At 68.0% G+C, this 18,162-nt stretch carries 13 protein-coding genes and 1 tRNA gene; 10 read left to right on the forward strand and 4 right to left on the reverse strand.

The window, feature by feature from the left end:
- Window positions 1-107: 107 nt before the first annotated feature.
- Complete coding sequence (locus tag JNB50_RS18525) at window positions 108-1,271, reverse strand: ROK family transcriptional regulator (RefSeq protein ID WP_179608781.1); 1,164 nt, start codon at window positions 1,269-1,271, stop codon at window positions 108-110.
- Between the two features lie 183 nt (window positions 1,272-1,454).
- On the opposite strand from JNB50_RS18525, the gene JNB50_RS18530 reads away from it, so the two are divergent.
- From JNB50_RS18530 to JNB50_RS18560, 7 genes are all read left to right on the forward strand, one after another.
- Complete coding sequence (locus tag JNB50_RS18530; RefSeq protein ID WP_179608779.1) at window positions 1,455-2,744, forward strand: extracellular solute-binding protein; 1,290 nt, start codon at window positions 1,455-1,457, stop codon at window positions 2,742-2,744.
- Between the two features lie 4 nt (window positions 2,745-2,748).
- Window positions 2,749-3,771 carry a sugar ABC transporter permease gene (locus JNB50_RS18535; RefSeq protein WP_307794793.1) on the forward strand — a complete coding sequence of 341 codons (1,023 nt, stop codon included), beginning with the start codon at window positions 2,749-2,751 and terminating at the stop codon, window positions 3,769-3,771.
- On the forward strand, window positions 3,768-4,658 hold the full coding sequence (locus JNB50_RS18540) for a carbohydrate ABC transporter permease (protein WP_179608778.1): 891 nt from the start codon (window positions 3,768-3,770) through the stop codon (window positions 4,656-4,658). Before JNB50_RS18535 ends, JNB50_RS18540 begins: the two co-directional genes overlap by 4 nt.
- Entirely contained in the window at window positions 4,655-6,274 is a 1,620-nt protein-coding gene (locus tag JNB50_RS18545) for a glycoside hydrolase family 66 protein (protein ID WP_208041633.1), read from the forward strand. The genes JNB50_RS18540 and JNB50_RS18545 overlap by 4 nt, the downstream gene beginning before the upstream one ends.
- Complete coding sequence (locus JNB50_RS18550; protein WP_179608776.1) at window positions 6,271-8,031, forward strand: alpha-glucosidase; 1,761 nt, start codon at window positions 6,271-6,273, stop codon at window positions 8,029-8,031. The genes JNB50_RS18545 and JNB50_RS18550 overlap by 4 nt, the downstream gene beginning before the upstream one ends.
- A 720-nt stretch (window positions 8,032-8,751) precedes the next feature.
- Window positions 8,752-8,902, forward strand: a tRNA-Ser gene (locus JNB50_RS18555).
- 169 nt (window positions 8,903-9,071) lie between these two features.
- The gene (locus tag JNB50_RS18560; protein ID WP_208041634.1) at window positions 9,072-9,881 is read left to right on the forward strand and encodes a hypothetical protein; all 810 of its coding nucleotides are present in this window, start codon (window positions 9,072-9,074) and stop codon (window positions 9,879-9,881) included.
- Window positions 9,882-9,891: 10 nt separating this feature from the next.
- Here the strand turns inward: JNB50_RS18560 and JNB50_RS18565 are convergent, their stop codons facing one another.
- From JNB50_RS18565 to JNB50_RS18575, 3 genes are read right to left on the reverse strand one after another with little or no spacing between them, the layout of a single operon-like run.
- Window positions 9,892-11,034: a tyrosine-type recombinase/integrase gene (locus JNB50_RS18565; protein WP_208041635.1), complete on the reverse strand. Its 1,143-nt coding sequence runs from the start codon at window positions 11,032-11,034 to the stop codon at window positions 9,892-9,894.
- Window positions 11,031-11,264 carry a MerR family transcriptional regulator gene (locus tag JNB50_RS18570; protein ID WP_208041636.1) on the reverse strand — a complete coding sequence of 78 codons (234 nt, stop codon included), beginning with the start codon at window positions 11,262-11,264 and terminating at the stop codon, window positions 11,031-11,033. The genes JNB50_RS18565 and JNB50_RS18570 overlap by 4 nt, the downstream gene beginning before the upstream one ends.
- Window positions 11,242-11,844, reverse strand: a complete 603-nt coding sequence (locus JNB50_RS18575) for a hypothetical protein (protein ID WP_208041637.1) — start codon at window positions 11,842-11,844, stop codon at window positions 11,242-11,244. Before JNB50_RS18575 ends, JNB50_RS18570 begins: the two co-directional genes overlap by 23 nt.
- Window positions 11,845-11,962: 118 nt before the next feature.
- On the opposite strand from JNB50_RS18575, the gene JNB50_RS18580 reads away from it, so the two are divergent.
- The 3 genes from JNB50_RS18580 to JNB50_RS18590 all read left to right on the forward strand — a co-directional run bounded on the left by JNB50_RS18580 (window position 11,963) and on the right by JNB50_RS18590 (window position 18,018).
- A complete protein-coding gene (locus JNB50_RS18580; RefSeq protein ID WP_208041638.1) occupies window positions 11,963-12,343 on the forward strand; it encodes a hypothetical protein in 381 nt (126 codons plus the stop codon).
- Between the two features lie 177 nt (window positions 12,344-12,520).
- A complete protein-coding gene (locus JNB50_RS18585) occupies window positions 12,521-13,054 on the forward strand; it encodes a hypothetical protein (RefSeq protein ID WP_208041639.1) in 534 nt (177 codons plus the stop codon).
- Entirely contained in the window at window positions 12,991-18,018 is a 5,028-nt protein-coding gene (locus tag JNB50_RS18590; protein WP_208041640.1) for a helicase-related protein, read from the forward strand. The genes JNB50_RS18585 and JNB50_RS18590 overlap by 64 nt, the downstream gene beginning before the upstream one ends.
- Window positions 18,019-18,162 lie beyond the last annotated feature (144 nt).

Consider the following 18,162-nt stretch of genomic DNA (forward strand, 5'->3'; position numbering starts at 1 on the left):
GTAGGCAGCCCGCGGTTTCGTCCGTGGGCTGCCTTCCGGACGGGGCGCTGGAGCGCGAGAGCGCGCTTCAGCGCCCCTGCGCGTCAACGCTCCAGCGCGTCAGCGCGTCAGCGCCTTTCCGCTCCGGGATGCGTGCCGAGCACGTAGGTCTGGATGGCGATGACGGCGGCTCCGCGGCACCATTCGAGGTTGTCGCCGGAGGTGGCGACGAGGTCGAGGCGCTTCGCCCGCGGGTCGCGGTCGGCTGCGATTCCCTGGTCGACGGCCTCGCGCGCGATCTCGAACAGGCGGACGCCTTCGCCGCCGAGGATGATGCGTTCGGGGACGGTGAGGTTGGCCATGGCGGCGAGGAGGCGGCCGAGGCCCCGGCCGGCATCGTCGACGACGCGGCGAGCGGCGGGCTCACCGGCCACGGCCAGGTCGAGCGCCTCGTCGTACCCGACCTCGCGTCCGAGCGCCGCGCTCACTTCGTGGGTGATGGCTCCTTGGGTGAGAACGCTGCGTGCACATCCTCGGTGGCCTGCGGGGCAGAGCGGGCCGAATGGGTCCAGTGGCCAGTGTCCGATGAGTCCGATGCCGGTGTCCTCGTCGGCGACGATGCCGTCGTGGATGACGAGGCCGTACCCGATGCCGACGCCGAGGGTGATGACGGCGAAACGGTCGAGCCCGCGCCCGTAGCCGAACCAGTGCTCGGCTTCGGTGAAGGCGACGACGTCGTTCTCGATGATCGTCGAGATGCCGGTGCGCGCCTCGATCATGTCGACGAGCGGGACGCCCTCCCATTCGAGGAAGGCGGCACTCGCCACGGTGGAGTTGTGGGCGATGCGGCCGCCAAGGCCGACGCCGAGCGCGGTGACCCCCGGGACTGTGCCGGCAAGCCGGTCGGCGACCTGGGCGATCGCATCCGCCACCGACTCCGGGTCGCGCGAGCTGAAGGATGCGCGGTCGGCGCTGATCACGTTGGCGCGAAGATCGGTGGCGACGCCCTGGACGTCATCGGCCGTGAGCTTCATTCCGATGAAGTGGCGGGAGTCCGCCACGATGTCGAGCGGGCGGGATGGGCGACCGGTGCGACCCTCCGTGAGCTCGCCGGTCTCGACCAGCAGCCCGCTCTCGATGAGAGGAGCGCTCAGGCGCGTCAGCGATCCTGGGGAGAGATCGAGCCGACGTGCGATGTCGCTTCGTGAGAGGGGCCCATTGATCAGCACTTCGAGTGCGACCGAACGGGAGGCACCCGTCCCGGGTGTCCATGAGGGAGCGCTAATCGTCACGCCGACCCCTTTCTGTGTCCCCCCACTGTGGCATAGCCAGATTGTTTCGTCAATCAACGAATGGGGTGGACGAACGTGGACAAAAACCCGAAGTTGACACCGACTTCTTTCTGCTCTAGAAATAATTCACATGATGAGCGCTCGAGTTGAGCGCTCCGGTCACCCTCTGACAGGAGAACTGCAATGAAGCGTTCCACCGCACTGGCCACGTCAGCAGCAATGGCCGCGGCCATCGCGCTGGTGGCGGCCGGCTGCTCATCCACCTCGGCCGGATCCTCGAGCGACGGCTCGTCCAGCAACCCCGTCACCCTAACCTTCTGGGGATCCTATGGAAACGGCGGCAACTCGACCCAGCAGGATGCACTGAACAAGACACTGATCCCCGCGTTCGAGAAGGCCAACCCCGGCATCAAGGTTGACTACGTCGACATTCCGTACGACAGCCTGCTCCAGAAGCTGACCACGAGCGCAGCCGGCGGCACGCTGCCCGACCTGGTCCGGTCCGACATCGGCTGGGTGCCTCAGTTGGGCCAGCTCGGCGTTCTCACGCCGCTGTCCGACAGCATGAGCGACTTCGGCACCCTCTCGAAGGCGACCTACCCGGGTTCGCTCTCGACCAACAAGTACAACGGCAAGTACTACGGGCTTCCGCTCGACACCAACACCCGCGTGCTGATCACCTCGCAGAAGGCTCTGGCTGCAGCCGGGATGAGCACCCCGCCGGCGACCTTCGACGACCTAAAGCAGATGGCGGCGAAACTCAAGGGCACCGGAATGTCCGTCTTCGCCGACGGGGGGCTGGGCGGCTGGAACATCTACCCGTGGATCTGGTCGAACGGCGGCAGCATCACGAACTCCAGCCTGACCAAGGCCACCGGCTACCTGAACGGCGACAAGTCGGTGGCGGCCATCCAGATGCTCGTCGATCTGTATAAGGAGGGACAAATCCCGAACCTCATCACAGGCAACCAGGGTGCGACCTCCACGTCGGACGGCCTGCCGACCGGCAAGTACGCGACCATCCTCGATGGCCCGTGGATGAAGGGCATCTGGGGCGGACAGTACAAGGACTTCCAGCCGATCTACGCACCGGTGCCCCACGGTGACGGACCGTCGACCAGCGTCGTGGGCGGCGAGGACATCGTGCTCACCGCATCCTCGAAGCACCAGACCGCGGCCGAGAAGTTCATCCGGTTTACGCAGTCCGAGTCGTTCCAGATCGACATGGCGAAGACAGGTCAGATGACGGTGATTCCGGCATACGCGTCAAAGCAGGCCGCCATCGATCCGTATTACACGATGTACGCGGACCAGCTGAAGACGGCGAAAGCGCGCCTGGCGATCCCGCAGGGGGCGAAGGTCGACAGCATCCTCAACACCGCGCTGACCCCGGCATTCACGGGATCCACCAGCGTCAAGGATGCGCTCACCACGGCGGCCCAGCAGATCGACCCGCTGCTGACCGGCAAGTGACCTCGTGAGCACCACCAGAGTAGACACCGCGGGCGCGGCGGGGAGCACCCCCGCCGCGCCGCGGCCCTCCACCGCTCCCGGCCGCCACTCGGCACCGCCAGCGCCGCAATCGCCGCGACCGCGGCGGCCGATGACGGCCGGCCGCGTGCTGAGGCGCGCGACGCCCTACCTCTTCATCGCCCCCGGTTTTCTCCTCTTCGCCGCGCTGATCCTCTTCCCCATCGCTCAGGCCGTGCAGATGAGCTTCTACGACTGGAAGATCGTGGCCGGGGCGGTAAGCCAGTTCATCGGCCTGGACAACTACATCCGGGCGTTCTCGGACGGGCATTTCTGGCTGAGCCTCGCGAACAGCGGCATCTACATGCTCTTCACAGTGCCGCCGCAGATCGTCATCGGCTTGTTCATCGCTCTTCTGCTCAAGCAGAAGAGCCCGACCCAGCCGGTGTTCCGGGTGCTCTTCTATCTGCCTGTCATCACGAGCTGGGTCGTGGTGTCGTTGCTCTTCAAGTACCTCTTCGCCGACGGCGGCCTCATCAACTTCACGCTGCACGACTTTCTGCACCTGATGAACTCCGACGTCTCCTGGCTTTCCGGCCGATGGACGGCCCTGGTCGCGATCTGCGCGCTGGGCGTCTGGAAAGGCGTTGGCTGGTCGATGATGATTTTCCTCGCCGCGCTGCAGGGAGTGCCCCGCGCGCTCGAGGAGGCTGCGATGATGGACGGCGCCGGCCGCTGGCAACGCTTCCGTACCGTCACCGTCCCGGCCATCTGGCCCACGCTCCTGTTCGTCACGGTGATGCTCGTGATCGGCGGCTTCAACGTCTTCACGTCGGTGCTCCTGATGACCGGCGGTGGACCAGGCGGCGCGACCGATGTCGTCCTCACCTACATGTACAGCCAGGCGTTCAAGTTCCTCGACTTCGGCTACGGTTCCGCTCTCGCCGTGATTCTGTCCGTGATCGTCTTCGTGCTCGCCATCGTCCAGCTGCGCGTGTTCCGTGACCGCAGCGGAGAGGATCTCGCATGACCGCCACCGCCGCCGCTGCAGCAGCCGGGCCCCCAGCAGGCAGGCGGCTCGGCGCCCGCCGAGCCCGGTCCCTCGGCACCGCCGCTCGCATCGCCATCCTGATCGTCGGGGCGGTAGTCATGGTCACGCCGTTCCTCTACATGCTCTCCACCAGCTTCAAGAGCCAGGCGTACGTGCTGACGGTTCCGCCGCAGTTCATCCCGAACCCGGCGACCACGGCGAATTACACCCAGGCGTTGACGACGCAGGACTTCGGACTCTACTTCGTGAACTCCGTCATCGTGGCGGTCATCTCCACGGCCCTGTCGCTGCTGATCAGTTCGATGATGGCCTACGGGTTCGCCCGGTTCCGGTTTCCCGGACGCGAATGGATGTTCCGCATCCTGTTGCTCGGGCTGGTCGTGCCGGCGATGATGCTGATCATCCCGCAGTTCGTCATCGCGAAGTTCTTCGGCCTGATCGACTCGCTCGGCGGCCTGATCGTCTTCTACGTCGCCGGGTCGCTCGCGCTCAACACCTTCCTGCTGCGCGGATTCTTCGCCTCCATCCCCGACGAGCTCGACCAGGCGATGCAGGTGGACGGCGCGAATGCGTGGACGAGGTATTGGCGTCTAGCGATCCCTCTGGCCAAGCCCGCCCTGGCGACGGCGACCATCTTCACGTTCCTCGCCTGCTGGGACGAGTTCGCCTGGGCCCTCACCATCATCAACACGCCGCAGCACCGCACGCTGCCGATCGCCATCGCGCTGTTCCAGGGCGAGAACGCGACCCAGTGGGGCCTCGTCTTCGCCGCATCCATCATCGCGATCGTCCCGGTGATCGTCGTCTTCCTGGTGTTCCAGCGGTACTTCGTGCAGGGCCTGACCTCGGGGGCGGTGAAGGGATGAGCGAGACGATCGTGCGCACCGAGTTGCTGCCGGAGCGCTCCTCGTTCAAGGCGGGCGAGGATGTCCGCGTGGAACTGTGCGGAGCTTCCAGCCCGGGCACGCTGACGCTGTGGCACCTGGGCGTCGAGGCGGGGAGCTGGGAGACCGAGGGCGCCGGCTATCTCTCGCTCGGCTCGCTCGCTCCCGGCGGGTACGGGGTCGAGTGGACGGATGGCGCATCCATCACGAGAACCGCGGTCGAAGTGACCGAAGACCCAGGCGCGCGTATCCGCTACGGCTTCACCGTGGACTACTCGCCCGGGCGGGATCCACGGGGGCTCGCCGACACTGTCCGCCGCCTCCACCTCACCGACGTGCAGTTCTACGACTGGGCCTATCGCCACGCCGAGCTGCTCGGCGGTGGCGAGGAGTACGAGGATGCGCTCGGCCAGCCCGTCGCCCTGGGGACCGTCCGCCGCCTCGCCGACGCCGTGCGCGCGGCCGGAGCTCGCGCGCTCGGCTATGCCGCCGTTTACGCCGTCGGCCCGCAGGAGTGGGACCAGTGGAAGGACTGGGCGCTCCTCGACGCCACGGGCTCGCCGTACGCCCTCGGCGACTTCCTGTTCATCGTCGATCCGGCGGCCGTGTCGTGGCTTTCGCACTTCCGTGAGGAGCTCGCGGCTTCGATCGCGACGGTCGGTTTCGACGGATTCCACCTCGATCAGTACGGCTACCCTAAGCACGCTCGTCGCGCGGACGGCCTGGTGGTCGACGTCGGCAGCTCGTTCGAGGCGCTGATCGCCGGGGTGCGCGACCGCCTCCCGGAGGCGCACCTTGTCTTCAACAACGTGAACGACTTCCCGACGTGGGTGACCGGCGCAAGCCCGCAAGACGCCGTGTATGTGGAGGTGTGGGACCCGCACGTGACCCTCGGCGCTCTGGCGGCGGTCGCCACACGCGCCCGCGCGGCCGGTGAGGGCAAACCGGTCGCCATCGCCGCCTACCAGCATGTCTACGACTCCGTTCCAGCGGATGCGGCCGACAGGGCGACCGCGTTCACGATGGCGACACTGTTCTCCCATGGGGCCACCCAGCTCCTCGCCGGCGAGGCCGACCGCATCCTGGTGGACCCCTACTATGTCCGCAACCACACGGTGGAGCCCTCGACCGCTGAGCTACTCCGTCGCTGGTACGACTTCATGGTGGAGCACGACGAGCTGCTGTTCGACCCCCGCATCGTCGATGTCACCGGTTCCTACGCGGGGCCGTACAACGACGACATCGACGTCTCGTATGCAGCAACGCCGGTCTCGGGCGAGCCCGTAGCCGGAGCGGTCTGGCGACGTGTCACGAGCACCCCTCGCGGGCTCGTGGTGCAGTTGATCAACCTCGCCGGCCAGCCGGACACCCTCTGGGACGGACCCAAGGAAGCGCCGGTCGCCATCGGCGAGGGTGTCTTGCGCATCCGGAGCGTGGCCGGTTCATCGCCCCGCGTCCGCGTCGCCGACCCGGATCTCTCCCCGCGGCTCGTCGAGGTTCCCGTCGCAGCCGGCACCACCCACGCGACGGTCACCCTGCCGGTCCCCGGCACCTGGCAGCTCGTGCTCATCGATCTCGATCCGAACGGAATGGAATGACCGACGTCACGCTCCTGCCGACCGCGGTTCCGCCGCGCACGACGGCCGAGGAAGATCCGTGGTGGCGCTCTGCCGTCGTCTACCAGGTGTACCCGCAGAGTTTTGCGGATGCGGACGGCGACGGCATCGGCGACCTGCGGGGCATCTCCCAGCACCTCGACCACCTGGAGGAGCTTGGTGTCGACGTGATCTGGCTGTCGCCGATCTACGCCTCGCCGGGCGACGACAACGGCTACGACATCAGCGACTACCAGCAGATCGACCCGATCTATGGAACTCTCGACGATTTCGACCAGCTGCTGGCGGACATCCATTCGCGGGGCATGAAGCTCGTCATGGATCTGGTCGTGAACCACACGTCGGATGAGCATCCGTGGTTCGTCGAATCGGCGTCCGGGCCCGACAGCCCCAAGCGCGACTGGTACTGGTGGCGTGCACCCCGGGAGGGCTTCGCCGGTGGCGAGCCGGGGGCGGAGCCCAACAACTGGGGGTCGTTCTTCTCGGGATCCGCGTGGCAGTACGACCAGTCGTCGGGCGAATACTTCCTGCACCTGTTCTCGCGCAAGCAGCCGGACCTGAACTGGGAGAACCCGGAGGTCCGGGGTGCTGTGTACGACATGATGAACTGGTGGCTCGATCGGGGGGTCGACGGCTTCCGGATGGACGTCGTCAACCTCCTCTCGAAGGTGCCGTCGCTGCCGGATGGCGTCGTCGCACCCGGCGCCCTCTACGGCGACGGCTTCCCCTTCTATGCCCAGGGTCCGCGCATCCACGAGTTCTTGCAGGAGATGCACGAGCGCGTCTTCGGGCACCGCGAGGGCGCCTTCCTGACCGTCGGTGAGATGCCGGGCGTCACGGTCGAGGATGCGCAACTGTTCACGGATCCGTCGCGCCGGGAAGTGGACATGGTCTTCCAGTTCGAGCACGTCGGCCTGGACCACGGACCGGGCGGCAAATGGGACCCGCGTTCCGCTAGCGTCCGCGATCTCAAAGAGTCGTTCGCCCGGTGGCAGGACGGCCTGGCGGAGGCCGGCTGGAACAGCCTGTACTGGAACAACCACGACCAGCCGCGCGTCGTGAGCCGATTCGGGGACGACGGCGAACACTGGCGTGAATCTGCAACCGCCCTGGCGACCGTCCTCCACCTCCAACGCGGCACTCCGTACATCTATCAAGGCGAGGAGATCGGCATGACCAACATGCCGTTCGCCGACATCACCGGATTCCGCGACATCGAATCGCTCAACCACTACGCCGAGGCCGTGCAGCTGCGCGGCGTCGCTCCGGATGCGGTCCTCGCCGCCCTGCGCATCATGAGCCGCGACAACGCGCGCACACCATTCCAATGGGCGGCTGAGCCGAACGCCGGTTTCACGACGGCCGAGCCGTGGATCCCGGTGAACCCGAACTTCGACCGGATCAACGCGGATGCTCAGCGACGCGATCCCAAGTCGGTATTCGCGTATTACCAGGCTCTCGTCGCGCTCCGACACTCCGAACGTGCCATCTCGCACGGCAGCTTCCAGCTCCTACTGCGGGAGCATCCCACCGTGTTCGCGTATTTGCGGACTCTGGAGGCGCGGCAGGTTCTCGTGCTTGCGAATCTCGTCGGCACAGCGGCGACGTATGAACTGCCGGAGGCCGAGGCGTGGGAAGATGCGGAGCCCGTGCTCGGGAACATCGGGGCGAACGTGCCGCGAGTGGATGGGCGCCTGGGGCCGTGGGAGGCTCAGGTGTTCGTCCGGGACGCTCGGTAGCGCGCTACCGCAAACGGGCGGTCTCACACATTCGGGCCGAGGGAGTCAGCTGTCGTGCGAGCCCGGAGGCGGGCTCGTGGTGACACCGAAAGGCGCATCGCCCGTTGGGTGACCTGGCCTCCGCCCGGCGTCGAGCCTCGCGGGCTGCACGGAACCATAGGTTTCCATCCCGTTTCGCGCTTGAGAAACGCAAATGTGGGCGGGTCAGTGAGCGAGACCTCTCTGACGTCGGAGGCGTCGCTTGAGCTAGGTAGGGGCAGTTGTCTGGGCCAACTCCCTTACAGCTCCTCTGCACCGTCTTGGAGGGCTGTCGCTCTCTGCGAACGCGCTACAAAATCTGCTTACGCTTCTTCGCCAATGTTGCCTTCGGCGTCCGTGGGCACGGAAAACTCAATGGAGGCAACGGCTTGAAGAGGCAGCGCGGTGTATTCATTGCGAAATTGGTCAACCACCCGACCCGAATATCGCGACCAAATGGGCGGGGGACTTGTGAGGGGCGCGGGCCCCAGTCGGCCTGGTGGGGATGGGCTGCCGCATCCGGGCTGGGCGACCCGGGTTCCGGTCGCGCACCGTTTCGGCTACTCCGCCGCCATGGTGGCCACGTCCGTGCGGTTCGTCCGGGGCTTCTCTTGGCCGGCACGCTTCTAGCCCGTGGCGAGGGCGCGCCACGTCGTCCCGACGGCCTACGCGGGTCCAAGGAGCGGTGAGCCGGGACAGCAGGGGGACAGTTGTAGTCATCTCCCCTTTGTGCATGGCGCTCTACTAGTGGCATCCACTCCCGAGTCTTGCGGCCACGTCCCGAGTGTCTTGACCCTGCTAAGGTGGAGACCCCTCACGGGGTCCGAGGGTTCAAATCCCTCCGTCTCCGCCAAGAAAACGCCTGGTCAGCGGCTCTTTTGCTGGCCAGCGTTTTCGTTGCATGGCGCACCGGATTTGGTGTCCGCACGCTGTCTATCGTCCTGACATCGTCCCGGCCGATCCGCGAACTGCTCGCACCCGCCGGCTGAGCGAGTTCGGACGACCTGACAGACGAGGACCCGATGAACCGCGAGCACCCCGACGAGATCGACGCGAAGGAGATCGTCGAGCGCGTGCTGGAGGTCCTGCTCGAGCACGCCGACAAGTACGGTGGCGTCGACTATCGGTCGGTAGATGGGCGGATCGCGCTCGAGGTCACGCGCGTCACGGACGGATGGAAGGCTGCGAGTCGCAGCGCGCTGCGCGCATCTCGAGATGCAGGTGTACCGGAGGGTGAGCTTCAGAACTGCTGGCTGGTGTTCGCGTCCGAGACGCAGTCCGGACTCAAGACGTTCCTGCAGCGCGTCCACCCGCTGCTCCTCCAGCTCGAGGCCGCCGGTGAGCAGTCCTTCTGGGATCAGCCGGCGCAGGTCCATGTTCTCGAGCGAGGGCCACTCTTCGACATCTACCTTCCGCTGCTGCAAGCCGGGGTCGAGCGCGCATTAGCTGCACCCCATCATGATCATGCGGATCCGTCACACTCACACCGGATCATCCCGTCCCTCGGCGGCGGTGGGTCCGTCGGCGGCAGCGACGAAGCGCTGGCGGGTCTCGTCGCCGAACTCGGCCGGAAGCCCGACAACCCTGCGAAGCTCAGCTCGTCGGGCGCCGAGCAGCGTCACCTGTTCGTCTGGCTCGATGACGACTCGCGGTTCGACATCGCTCGCCCACTAAGCCGCGACGCACCCACCTGGGACGATGGCCAGTTCGGGCTCCCCTCGCTCGCCCCGCGCATCGACCCCGCCGTGACGCACCTATGGGTCGTGCACCAGCGATCGCGACGCGGCTGGCTATGGGACGGCACCTCGTGGCGGAGCCTCGAAGGACTCTGAAGCCGCTGCGCTACGGACCGCTGAGCCCATCGCCGGCGTCCGGTGGGTACTGGTAGTTGAGCCGCGGGTCCGACGGCGGCGGAGGTGGTGGCGCGATCGCGTTCAGGCGGGCGATCGCGGCGATGTCCTGTGCTTCCCCGAGCACGTGTGCGTAGATCCGCAGCGTCGTGTTGGGGTTCTTGTGACCGAGCCATTCGGAGACCTGGTTGACGGGGATACCGGCCCGCAGCCACGAGGAAGCGGCGTAGTGGCGGAGGGCGTGGATCGTGAAGCCGTGCGCCGTCTCACCCCACTTCAGGTAGCGGCGGAAGAGGTTGCCGCTCAGCTGTCGCCCGGTTTTCGAAGCGAAGAGGTACTCGTCGGGGTCGCGGCCCTCGGCCCGGCGCCCTGCAATGGCATAGGCGCGTGCGACCAGCGGGACGGTGCGTCCCTTCCTGGTCTTGGTGCCCTTCTCCTCGTACCCGTCCGATTGGGCTCGGAGGACGCGGACGGCCGGGTGGGTCAGGTTTTGAAGGTTACGCACGCGCAGCGACCGCAATTCGGACCAGCGCACTCCGGTGAGGCTGATGAACTCGGTGACCTCCGCCATGAGCGGATTGAGCGCGTACTGCCGCCGGAGGGTGTCGGCGAGCTCCGCGTCGGTGAAGGTCTCGACATCCTCCGAGTTCTGCTCCTTGCCGGGCGGCATGCTCACCTCGCGGACAGGGTTGCGCAGCAGCATTTCTTCCTGCACGGCGTAGTTGAATAGCGCGCTCAGGGTGGTGCGTGAGCGCGACACCGTGGAGCGCGCCTTGGTCTTCAGCTCATCGGTGAGATGGCGGAGGATGTCCCCCTTGCCGATGGAGGCGACAGGGAGCGCGGCCCAGGCGCGGGGCGTGGCCTTCAGGTTGTCGCTGTCGGTGCGCCAGGTGTGCGGGGCGACCTGGTCGCGCCGAGCCTCGAGGAACGCGGCCACGACCTTGGCGAATGGCGTCGCGGTCTGGCTCGGGGGAAGGAACTCGCCGAGCTGCAGAGCCCTGTACTGCTCGCGTTCCCAGGTCTCGGCGTCCCCTTGGCGCCGGAAGGTGCGAGTCGCGACGAGCTGGCCGGCGTGCTTGATCCGCACGTCGTATCGGAGAGCGCCCGATTTCACCCGCCGCGTGGTGATGCTCATGTCTCGATGCCGGCGAGCCGATGGACGTCGATGCGTCGATAGACGCGGCGGTGCGGAGTGATGGCAACGGGCTCGACGGGAGAGAGCCCCGCGAGAGCGAGCGCGCGGAGGGTGGTGCGGTGCAGACCCAGGCGCGCTGCCGCCTCGGTCTCGGAGTAGAACAGGCTCCCGGTGTCGCCCTCGAAGGGAGGGCGCGCGGTGCGGGTGCTATTCGGGTCGGTGGGCTCCATCTGGCTGGCGACCGACGGTGTACCTGATGCCGTCGAGCAGCCCGGCCCTGCGGGCCTTGCCGATCCAGTGGCGGGCGGTGCGTTCGGAGATCCCGAGCTCGGCGGCGACGGCCACGATCGGGGGCCGAGCGGCGAGCGCGGCGATCCCGTAGAGCAGTTGCACGATCTCGAGGGTGTTCGCTGTGGGCCCGGCCTGGGCGATCATTTCCGTCATCCAGGCGGGGAGGAGTCGTTCGCCCTCGCCGCGCAGTTCTCGCACGGTGCCGGTGCCGAGGTCGTTGTCGTCCACTGCGACGCAGTAGGGGACGGCGGCGGACAGTAGTTCGCCCAGTCGCACCTGGCGTAGCACCGCGGGAGTGATCTCGATCGCTGGCTCGATGGGGCGATGCGCGGTTGCCGTGACCATGTAGCGGCCGGCGTCGGTGTCGAAGCGGGTGTGGATGGTCGTCTCCACCGAGATGTCCTCGGCGGTGGCGGTGGCGGTGAACGCCGGGGCGATCCGCAACGCGGACCCGAGCGGCAGCGTGGCGTGCTGCCACGTCATGTGCTGGCCGTCGGGGGTACGCACGTCGATCTTCACCTCCCTAGTTTGTCCTTCCGCGTCACGGATACACAATGTCTATCCTTGACACGGTTATACACACCGTGCTTCCATCGTGTCAATACATGACACGGAAAGACACGAGAGGCGGTCGAGGATGGGCGAGACGAATGGGCCGTCGGCGATCGACGACGCGACCGGGACGGCGGCAACGCCGCGGTCCCGCCCGTCGACCCCGTACTACCGGCGCATGGCGCGCAAGGAGGCACGGGTCCGGGAGGACCAGTACGTCGCCCTGTCGCGCCTGGTCCAGGTGCTGACGAGGCGGCGGGTGGTGCGCAGCGGGCCGCGGCTGACGGAGAACACGCTGATCCGGGTCGCGATCGACCTGCTGCTGGAGCGCGCTGACCGGCTGGCCGGCGACACCGAGTCCGAGCTGCGCGACTCGGTGCTCGACGCCGCGCCCGCGACGCCGGGGTGGGCGGGCCCCGCATTGTTCGAGTTCGGCGACGAGCCGGGCACAGCGCCAGGCCGGTAGCGATGCCGCGGCGTCGCGCGCAGCCGTCCCCGACGCAGCTGGCGTTCGACCTGTGGGGCGGCGAGGAGCCGGACGGAGACGAGGAGCAGGACCGTGAACGGGATGACCCCGATGTGGGCGGCGGTGCTGGCGGGGACGCTGGCGGTAGTGGCAAGGATCAGAGAAAGTGGGCGGGGAATGAACACCTACGGGGCACGAGCGATGCGGCACTGGCGCCAGAACCTGCCAAACGCCTATCGGGAGCTGAAGGACCCGGAGGCGTACTTCACACTGGCGGGGGAGGAGATGCAGGCGCAGATCTCCGACCTGATCCCGAAGCTGGCCGGCCCGGACTTGCCGGGCGAGGACTACCAGGACAAGGTCGCCCGGCTGAGCCGAGCGCGGGCGAGCGCGGAGGAACTGATGCTGGCGGACTCGGAGTTCTTCCCGCCGCCGGAGGCGACCCGGCAGGAGTGGGAGCAGACCAGCCCGCAGGAGGACGCGCTGATCGACTGGGCATGGCGGATGCAAGCCCAGCTGGAGGACCTCTCGGACACGAGTCTGGACTTCGACCAGGCGGCAGCGGACTGGATGCTGCCGCGGGACTATCTGGAGCAGATAGCGACGGCCTCTTCTCCCTGGGAGTTCTGGAAGGCGAACCCCTCGGCGTGGGAGGCGTCAGCGCAGGCGCGCTGGGAGCGGTACCTGAACGAGGACGCGACCGACCGGTAGCGGTCCCGTTCCGCCCCGACCCCGGCGTCCCGCTGGTCCCGTCCGGGGACCGGGCACGCCTGGACGCGAACCTCGCCGCGATTCGCGTGCTGCGCACCCTCCAGGAAGAGGACCGCCCCGCACGTCCGGACGAGCAGCGAATGCTCGCGGCCTGGTCAAGCTGGGGCGCCATCCCGGCTGTGTTCGACGACCGCAACCCGGTATGGGCAGCCGAGCGGTCCCAACTGCGACAACTGCTGTCGGAAACCGAGTACACCCAGGCGCGGCGGACGGTGCTGAACGCGCACTACACCGACCCCGCCTATGTCGCCGCCATCTGGGATGCCCTTCAGCAACTCGGCTTCGAGGGCGGGCGGGTGCTGGAGCCCGGCTGCGGCTCCGGCACCTTCCTCGGCCTTGCCTCCGAGACCGCGCAGGTCGTCGGGGTGGAGCTGGATGCGACCAGCGCGCAGATCGCGCAGGCGCTCTACCCGCAGCACGAGGTACGGGCCGAGTCGTTCGCCGACACCAGGTTCCCGGGCGGCTGGTTCGACGCCGCCATCGGCAATGTCCCCTTCGGCGACATCGCCCTGCACGACCCGGTCGACAATCCCAACGGCCACTCGATCCACAACCACTTCCTGCTGAAGGCGCTGCGCCTCACCCGCCCCGGCGGGGTGGTCGCCGCGCTCACCTCGCACTTCACCCTGGATGCCGCGAATCCGGCGGCGCGGCGTGAGATGTCCCGCCATGCGGATCTGGTCGGCGCGATCCGGCTGCCGACCGGCGCGCACCGCCGCACCGCCGGGACCGAGGCGGTCACCGACCTGATGATCCTGCGCCGCCGCGAAGATGGCCGGCCCCCGCATGACACTGCCTGGGAGAGCGTCGTGCCGCGCGAGGTCGACGGGGGGACGGTGAAGCTGAACGCCTACCTGGACGCGCATCCGGAGAACGTGCTCGGCACCCTCCAGCTCGGCACAGGGATGCACGGCACCCAGACCCTTCACGTCCACGTCAGTGATCTCGGCGACGCCGCCGACCAGCTCCGCGACGCCCTGGACCGGGTGATCGCAGACGCCGAGCCCGCCGGGCTGCGGGTCGCTGGACGCACGCCCGAGCAAGCCGCCGCCGTCGAGGACGAGATGGCCGAATCGACCGAGGCGTGGGACGGCACGATCGACGCGCCGCCAGACGGCGGCTTCACCGTCGTCGCCGGCGGGCGAAGAGAACCGCTTCGGGTGCCCGCCTCCGCGGGTCGGGAACTTCGGCAACTGCTGCGGCTGCGCGACCTGGCCGCCCGCCAGCTCGCCCTGGAGCGCGCCACCCCGGACGACACCGTGGAGATCAGCAGCGGCCGGGCGAGGCTGCGGGCGGAGTGGCAGTCGTATGTGCGCCGGTACGGTGCCATCAACCGCTTCACCCCCACCGCGACCGGACAGGTCAACGACGAGGGCGAGCCGATCATGGCGCGCCGCACCCCGGCCGCGACACGCATCCTGCGCGGCGACCCATTCGGCCCGCTGGTGTTCGCCCTCGAGGTATTCGACGACGACACCCAGGAAGCAGAGCCCGCCGCGCTACTGACCCGCCGAGTCGTCGCACCCCGCCCGGAACGCCTCGGAGCGGACACCCCGGCGGAAGCCGTGCAGATCTGCCTGGACCGGCACGGCCGCATCGACCTCGCGACCATCGCCGACCTGCTCGGCGAGACCCCCGAGCAAGCCCGCCAGTTACTGGGCGAACTCGTCTACGACGACCCCGAACGCGACGGCGAGCTCGTGCACGCACCCGCCTACCTGTCCGGGTCGATCTACCCCAAGCTCGAGGCCGCCCGCGTCGCCGCCGAGACGGACGACCGCTTCCGGGTGAACGTCGCCGCGCTGGAACAGGCGCTACCGGACCCTCTGGGCCCGGAGGAGATCGTCGCGAAGATCGGCGCGGTCTGGATCAGCCCTGAGATCCACCAGCAGTTCCTCCGCGAACTGCTCGGCGACCAGGGCGTTACGGTCGCGTGCCCGCTACCGGCGACCTGGAAGGTGCGCGGCGGGATGCGGTTCACCGTCCGCGCCAGCCAGGAATGGGGCACCGAGCGGCGGCCGGCCCCGGACCTGTTCGAGCTGATCGCGAACCAGACCCCGATCCGGGTCGACGACACCTACAAGGATGTCGACGGCCGCGAGCCCACGGTGTTCAACCCGACCGAGACCGCTGCCGCCCAGGACAAGGCCGCCCTCATCCAGGAGCGATTCGAGGAATGGGCATGGGAGGACCCGACCCGAGCGAAGGCCCTCGCCGCCGAGTACAACCGCCGGTTCAACTCGATCACGCTGCGCGACTACACCGCCGACGGGGAGTACCTCTCCCTGCCGGGCATGACGACCGCGTTTGAGCTGCGCCCGCACCAGCGCGCCGCGGTCGCCCGGATGATCGCCGAACCCGCGGTCGGTCTGTTCCACGAGGTCGGCGCCGGCAAGACCGCAGAGATGGTCGTCGGCGCGATGGAACTCAAACGGCTCGGCATGGCCCGCAAGCCCGCGATCGTCGTCCCCAACCACATGCTCGAGCAGTTCAGCCGCGAATGGCTCCAGCTCTACCCGCAGGCCCGCATCCTCGCCGCCAGCAGCGACACCCTCGCCGGCGACAAACGGCGCATCTTCGTCGCCCGCGCTGCCGCGAACGACTGGGACGGGATCATCTTCACCCGCACCGCGTTCCAGCGGCTCAATCTGGAGCCGGAGAACCTCACCACGTTCACCGACGCCCACTTGCGCGTGCTCAAGCAGGCGCTGGACTTCACCGCCGAAGACGACCGCCGCACCCTCAAGCAGATCGAGAAGACCATCGCCCGCGAGGAGGAGAAGGTCAAGAAGCTGCTCGACACCCCGCGCGACCCGGGCGTGACGTTCGAGGCGACCGGGATCGACTACGCGATCGTGGACGAGGCGCACGACTACAAGAACCTCGTCACCACCAGCAACATCCCGGACGCCGTCATCGAAGGGTCCGCGCGCGCATTCGACCTGGCTCTGAAGATCGACTACCTGCGCCGCACCTACCCGTCCCGTTACGCGACGTTCGCCACCGCGACCCCGATCGCGAACTCGGTCACCGAAGCGCACGTCATGCAGCGGTATCTGCGCCCGGACCTGCTGGACGAGGCCGGCGTGCTCCCGTTCGATGCGTGGGCGGCGACGTTCGGCAAGACCGTCACCGAGGTCGAGATGGCTCCCACCGGCGGCGGCAACTTCCGCGTCAAGACCCGCTTCGCGAAGTTCCAGAACGTCCCCGAGATGCTGCGCATGTGGCGGGTGTTCGCGGACGTAAAGACCGCCGAAGACCTCGACCTGCCCACCCCCCTCATCAAAGAGCGCCCGGACGGGCGCCGCATCCCCGAAACCGTCGTCCTCACCCCCGGCGAGGAAGTCCGCGACTACGTGGTCCAACTCGGAAAGCGCGCCGAGTTCGTCGCCAACCGCGCGGTCGAGCCGTCCGAGGACAACATGCTCAACATCTCCACCGACGGACGCAAGGCCGCCCTCGACATCCGCATGGTCGACCCGACCGCACGGCCCGCGCTCGTGCCGCTTGATGACATCGCGGACCGGATCGCGGCCATCCACCACGACCACGCCGACAACCGGTATCTGGACACGCGCACCGGGCAGCCTTCCCCTCTGCCCGGCGCGCTGCAAATCGTGTTCTGCGACCTCGGCACCCCCCACCCCGACAAGTGGAACGCCTACGACTACCTCAAGGCACAACTCACCGACCGCGGGGTGCCGGAAGGCGGCATCCGGTTCGTGCACGAGGCCCGCAACGACGCCGAGAAGGCGCGCCTGTTCGCCGCCTGCCGCGACGGGAAGGTCGCCATCCTGATCGCCTCCACCGCCAAGGCCGGCGTCGGGACAAACGTGCAGGCCCGCGCCGTCGCCCTGCACGACGTGGACTGCCCGTGGCGGCCCGCCGACGTGGCCCAGCGACACGGCCGGATCCTGCGGCAAGGCAATCAGAACGCGGAGGTGGAGGTGATCCAGTACGTCACCGAGCACACCTTCGCCGCCTACATGTGGCAAGCCATCGAACGGAAATCCAAGTTCATCGGCCAGGTCATGCGCGGCCGCCTCGACGTGCGCGAGATCGACGACCTCGGATCCGACAGCCTCTCCGCCGCCGAAGCGAAGGCGCTCGCCTCCGGGAACCCGCTCCTGCTGGAGCGGTCCGTCGCCTTGAACGAGGCGACCCGGCTGGAACGGCTGGAACGCGCCTGGCACCGCGCGCAATCCACGCTGCGCAGCACGATCGACTTCGCCGACCGCACCCTCGAACGTCTGCGCGGCGAGCAGTCCGCCCTCGAACTTGCCCTGCCGAAGGTGCAGGACCTCTCCGGCGACCGATTCCACATCACCATCGGCACTACGCCATACACCTCCCGCACCGGCGCCGCCGTCGCGATCGCAGGGTGGGCGCGCAGCCGCTCGCTCCAATACGCCCGGCCCATGCGCGACGACCGCGGCCACGGCACCATCGGGCAGATCAGCGGCTTCCCGATCGCCGCCCGCACCCGCACCGACCTCGGCAAGATTCTGCTCGAACTCAACCTCGAGGGCGTGCCCGGGTCCACTGCATCCAGCCCCGTCGACAAGGTGCTCGACGACGGCCTCGGCCTGATCCGTCAACTCGAACACCGCGCCACGAACATCCAAGACCTCATCGACAAGACCATCGAGCGCATTACCGCCGCCGAGGAGTCACGATCCGACGCGGAACGCAACCTCGGCGCCCCGTTCAAGCACCGCGACGCCCTCGACGCCGCCAGAACCGAACTCGCCCGCGTCGACGAAGCCCTCGCCGGTCTCGCCAAGGACACCCCCTCGCCAACGAGCGTGCCGTCCGAGGCCGCCACGCCGGCAGCCGTCACCACGGCACCGGACTTCTACGCGCCCCCGAGCAACGAGCCCAGCGCCGGACCGTCCCTGGCCTGAACGCGCCCCAACGTCGGAGCCGTCCGGCAGGCCCGATTGTGCGAGACCGCCGGCAGCCCATCAAGGGCACGCGAAAACTTCCCTCCGCTCGCTGCGCTCCCTCCGAGAACTTTTCGCTCTGAAGGCCCTTGAGCGGGCCACCAC

This window comes from Leifsonia sp. TF02-11, assembly GCF_017565305.1.
In the GTDB taxonomy this organism is placed as follows: domain Bacteria; phylum Actinomycetota; class Actinomycetes; order Actinomycetales; family Microbacteriaceae; genus Leifsonia.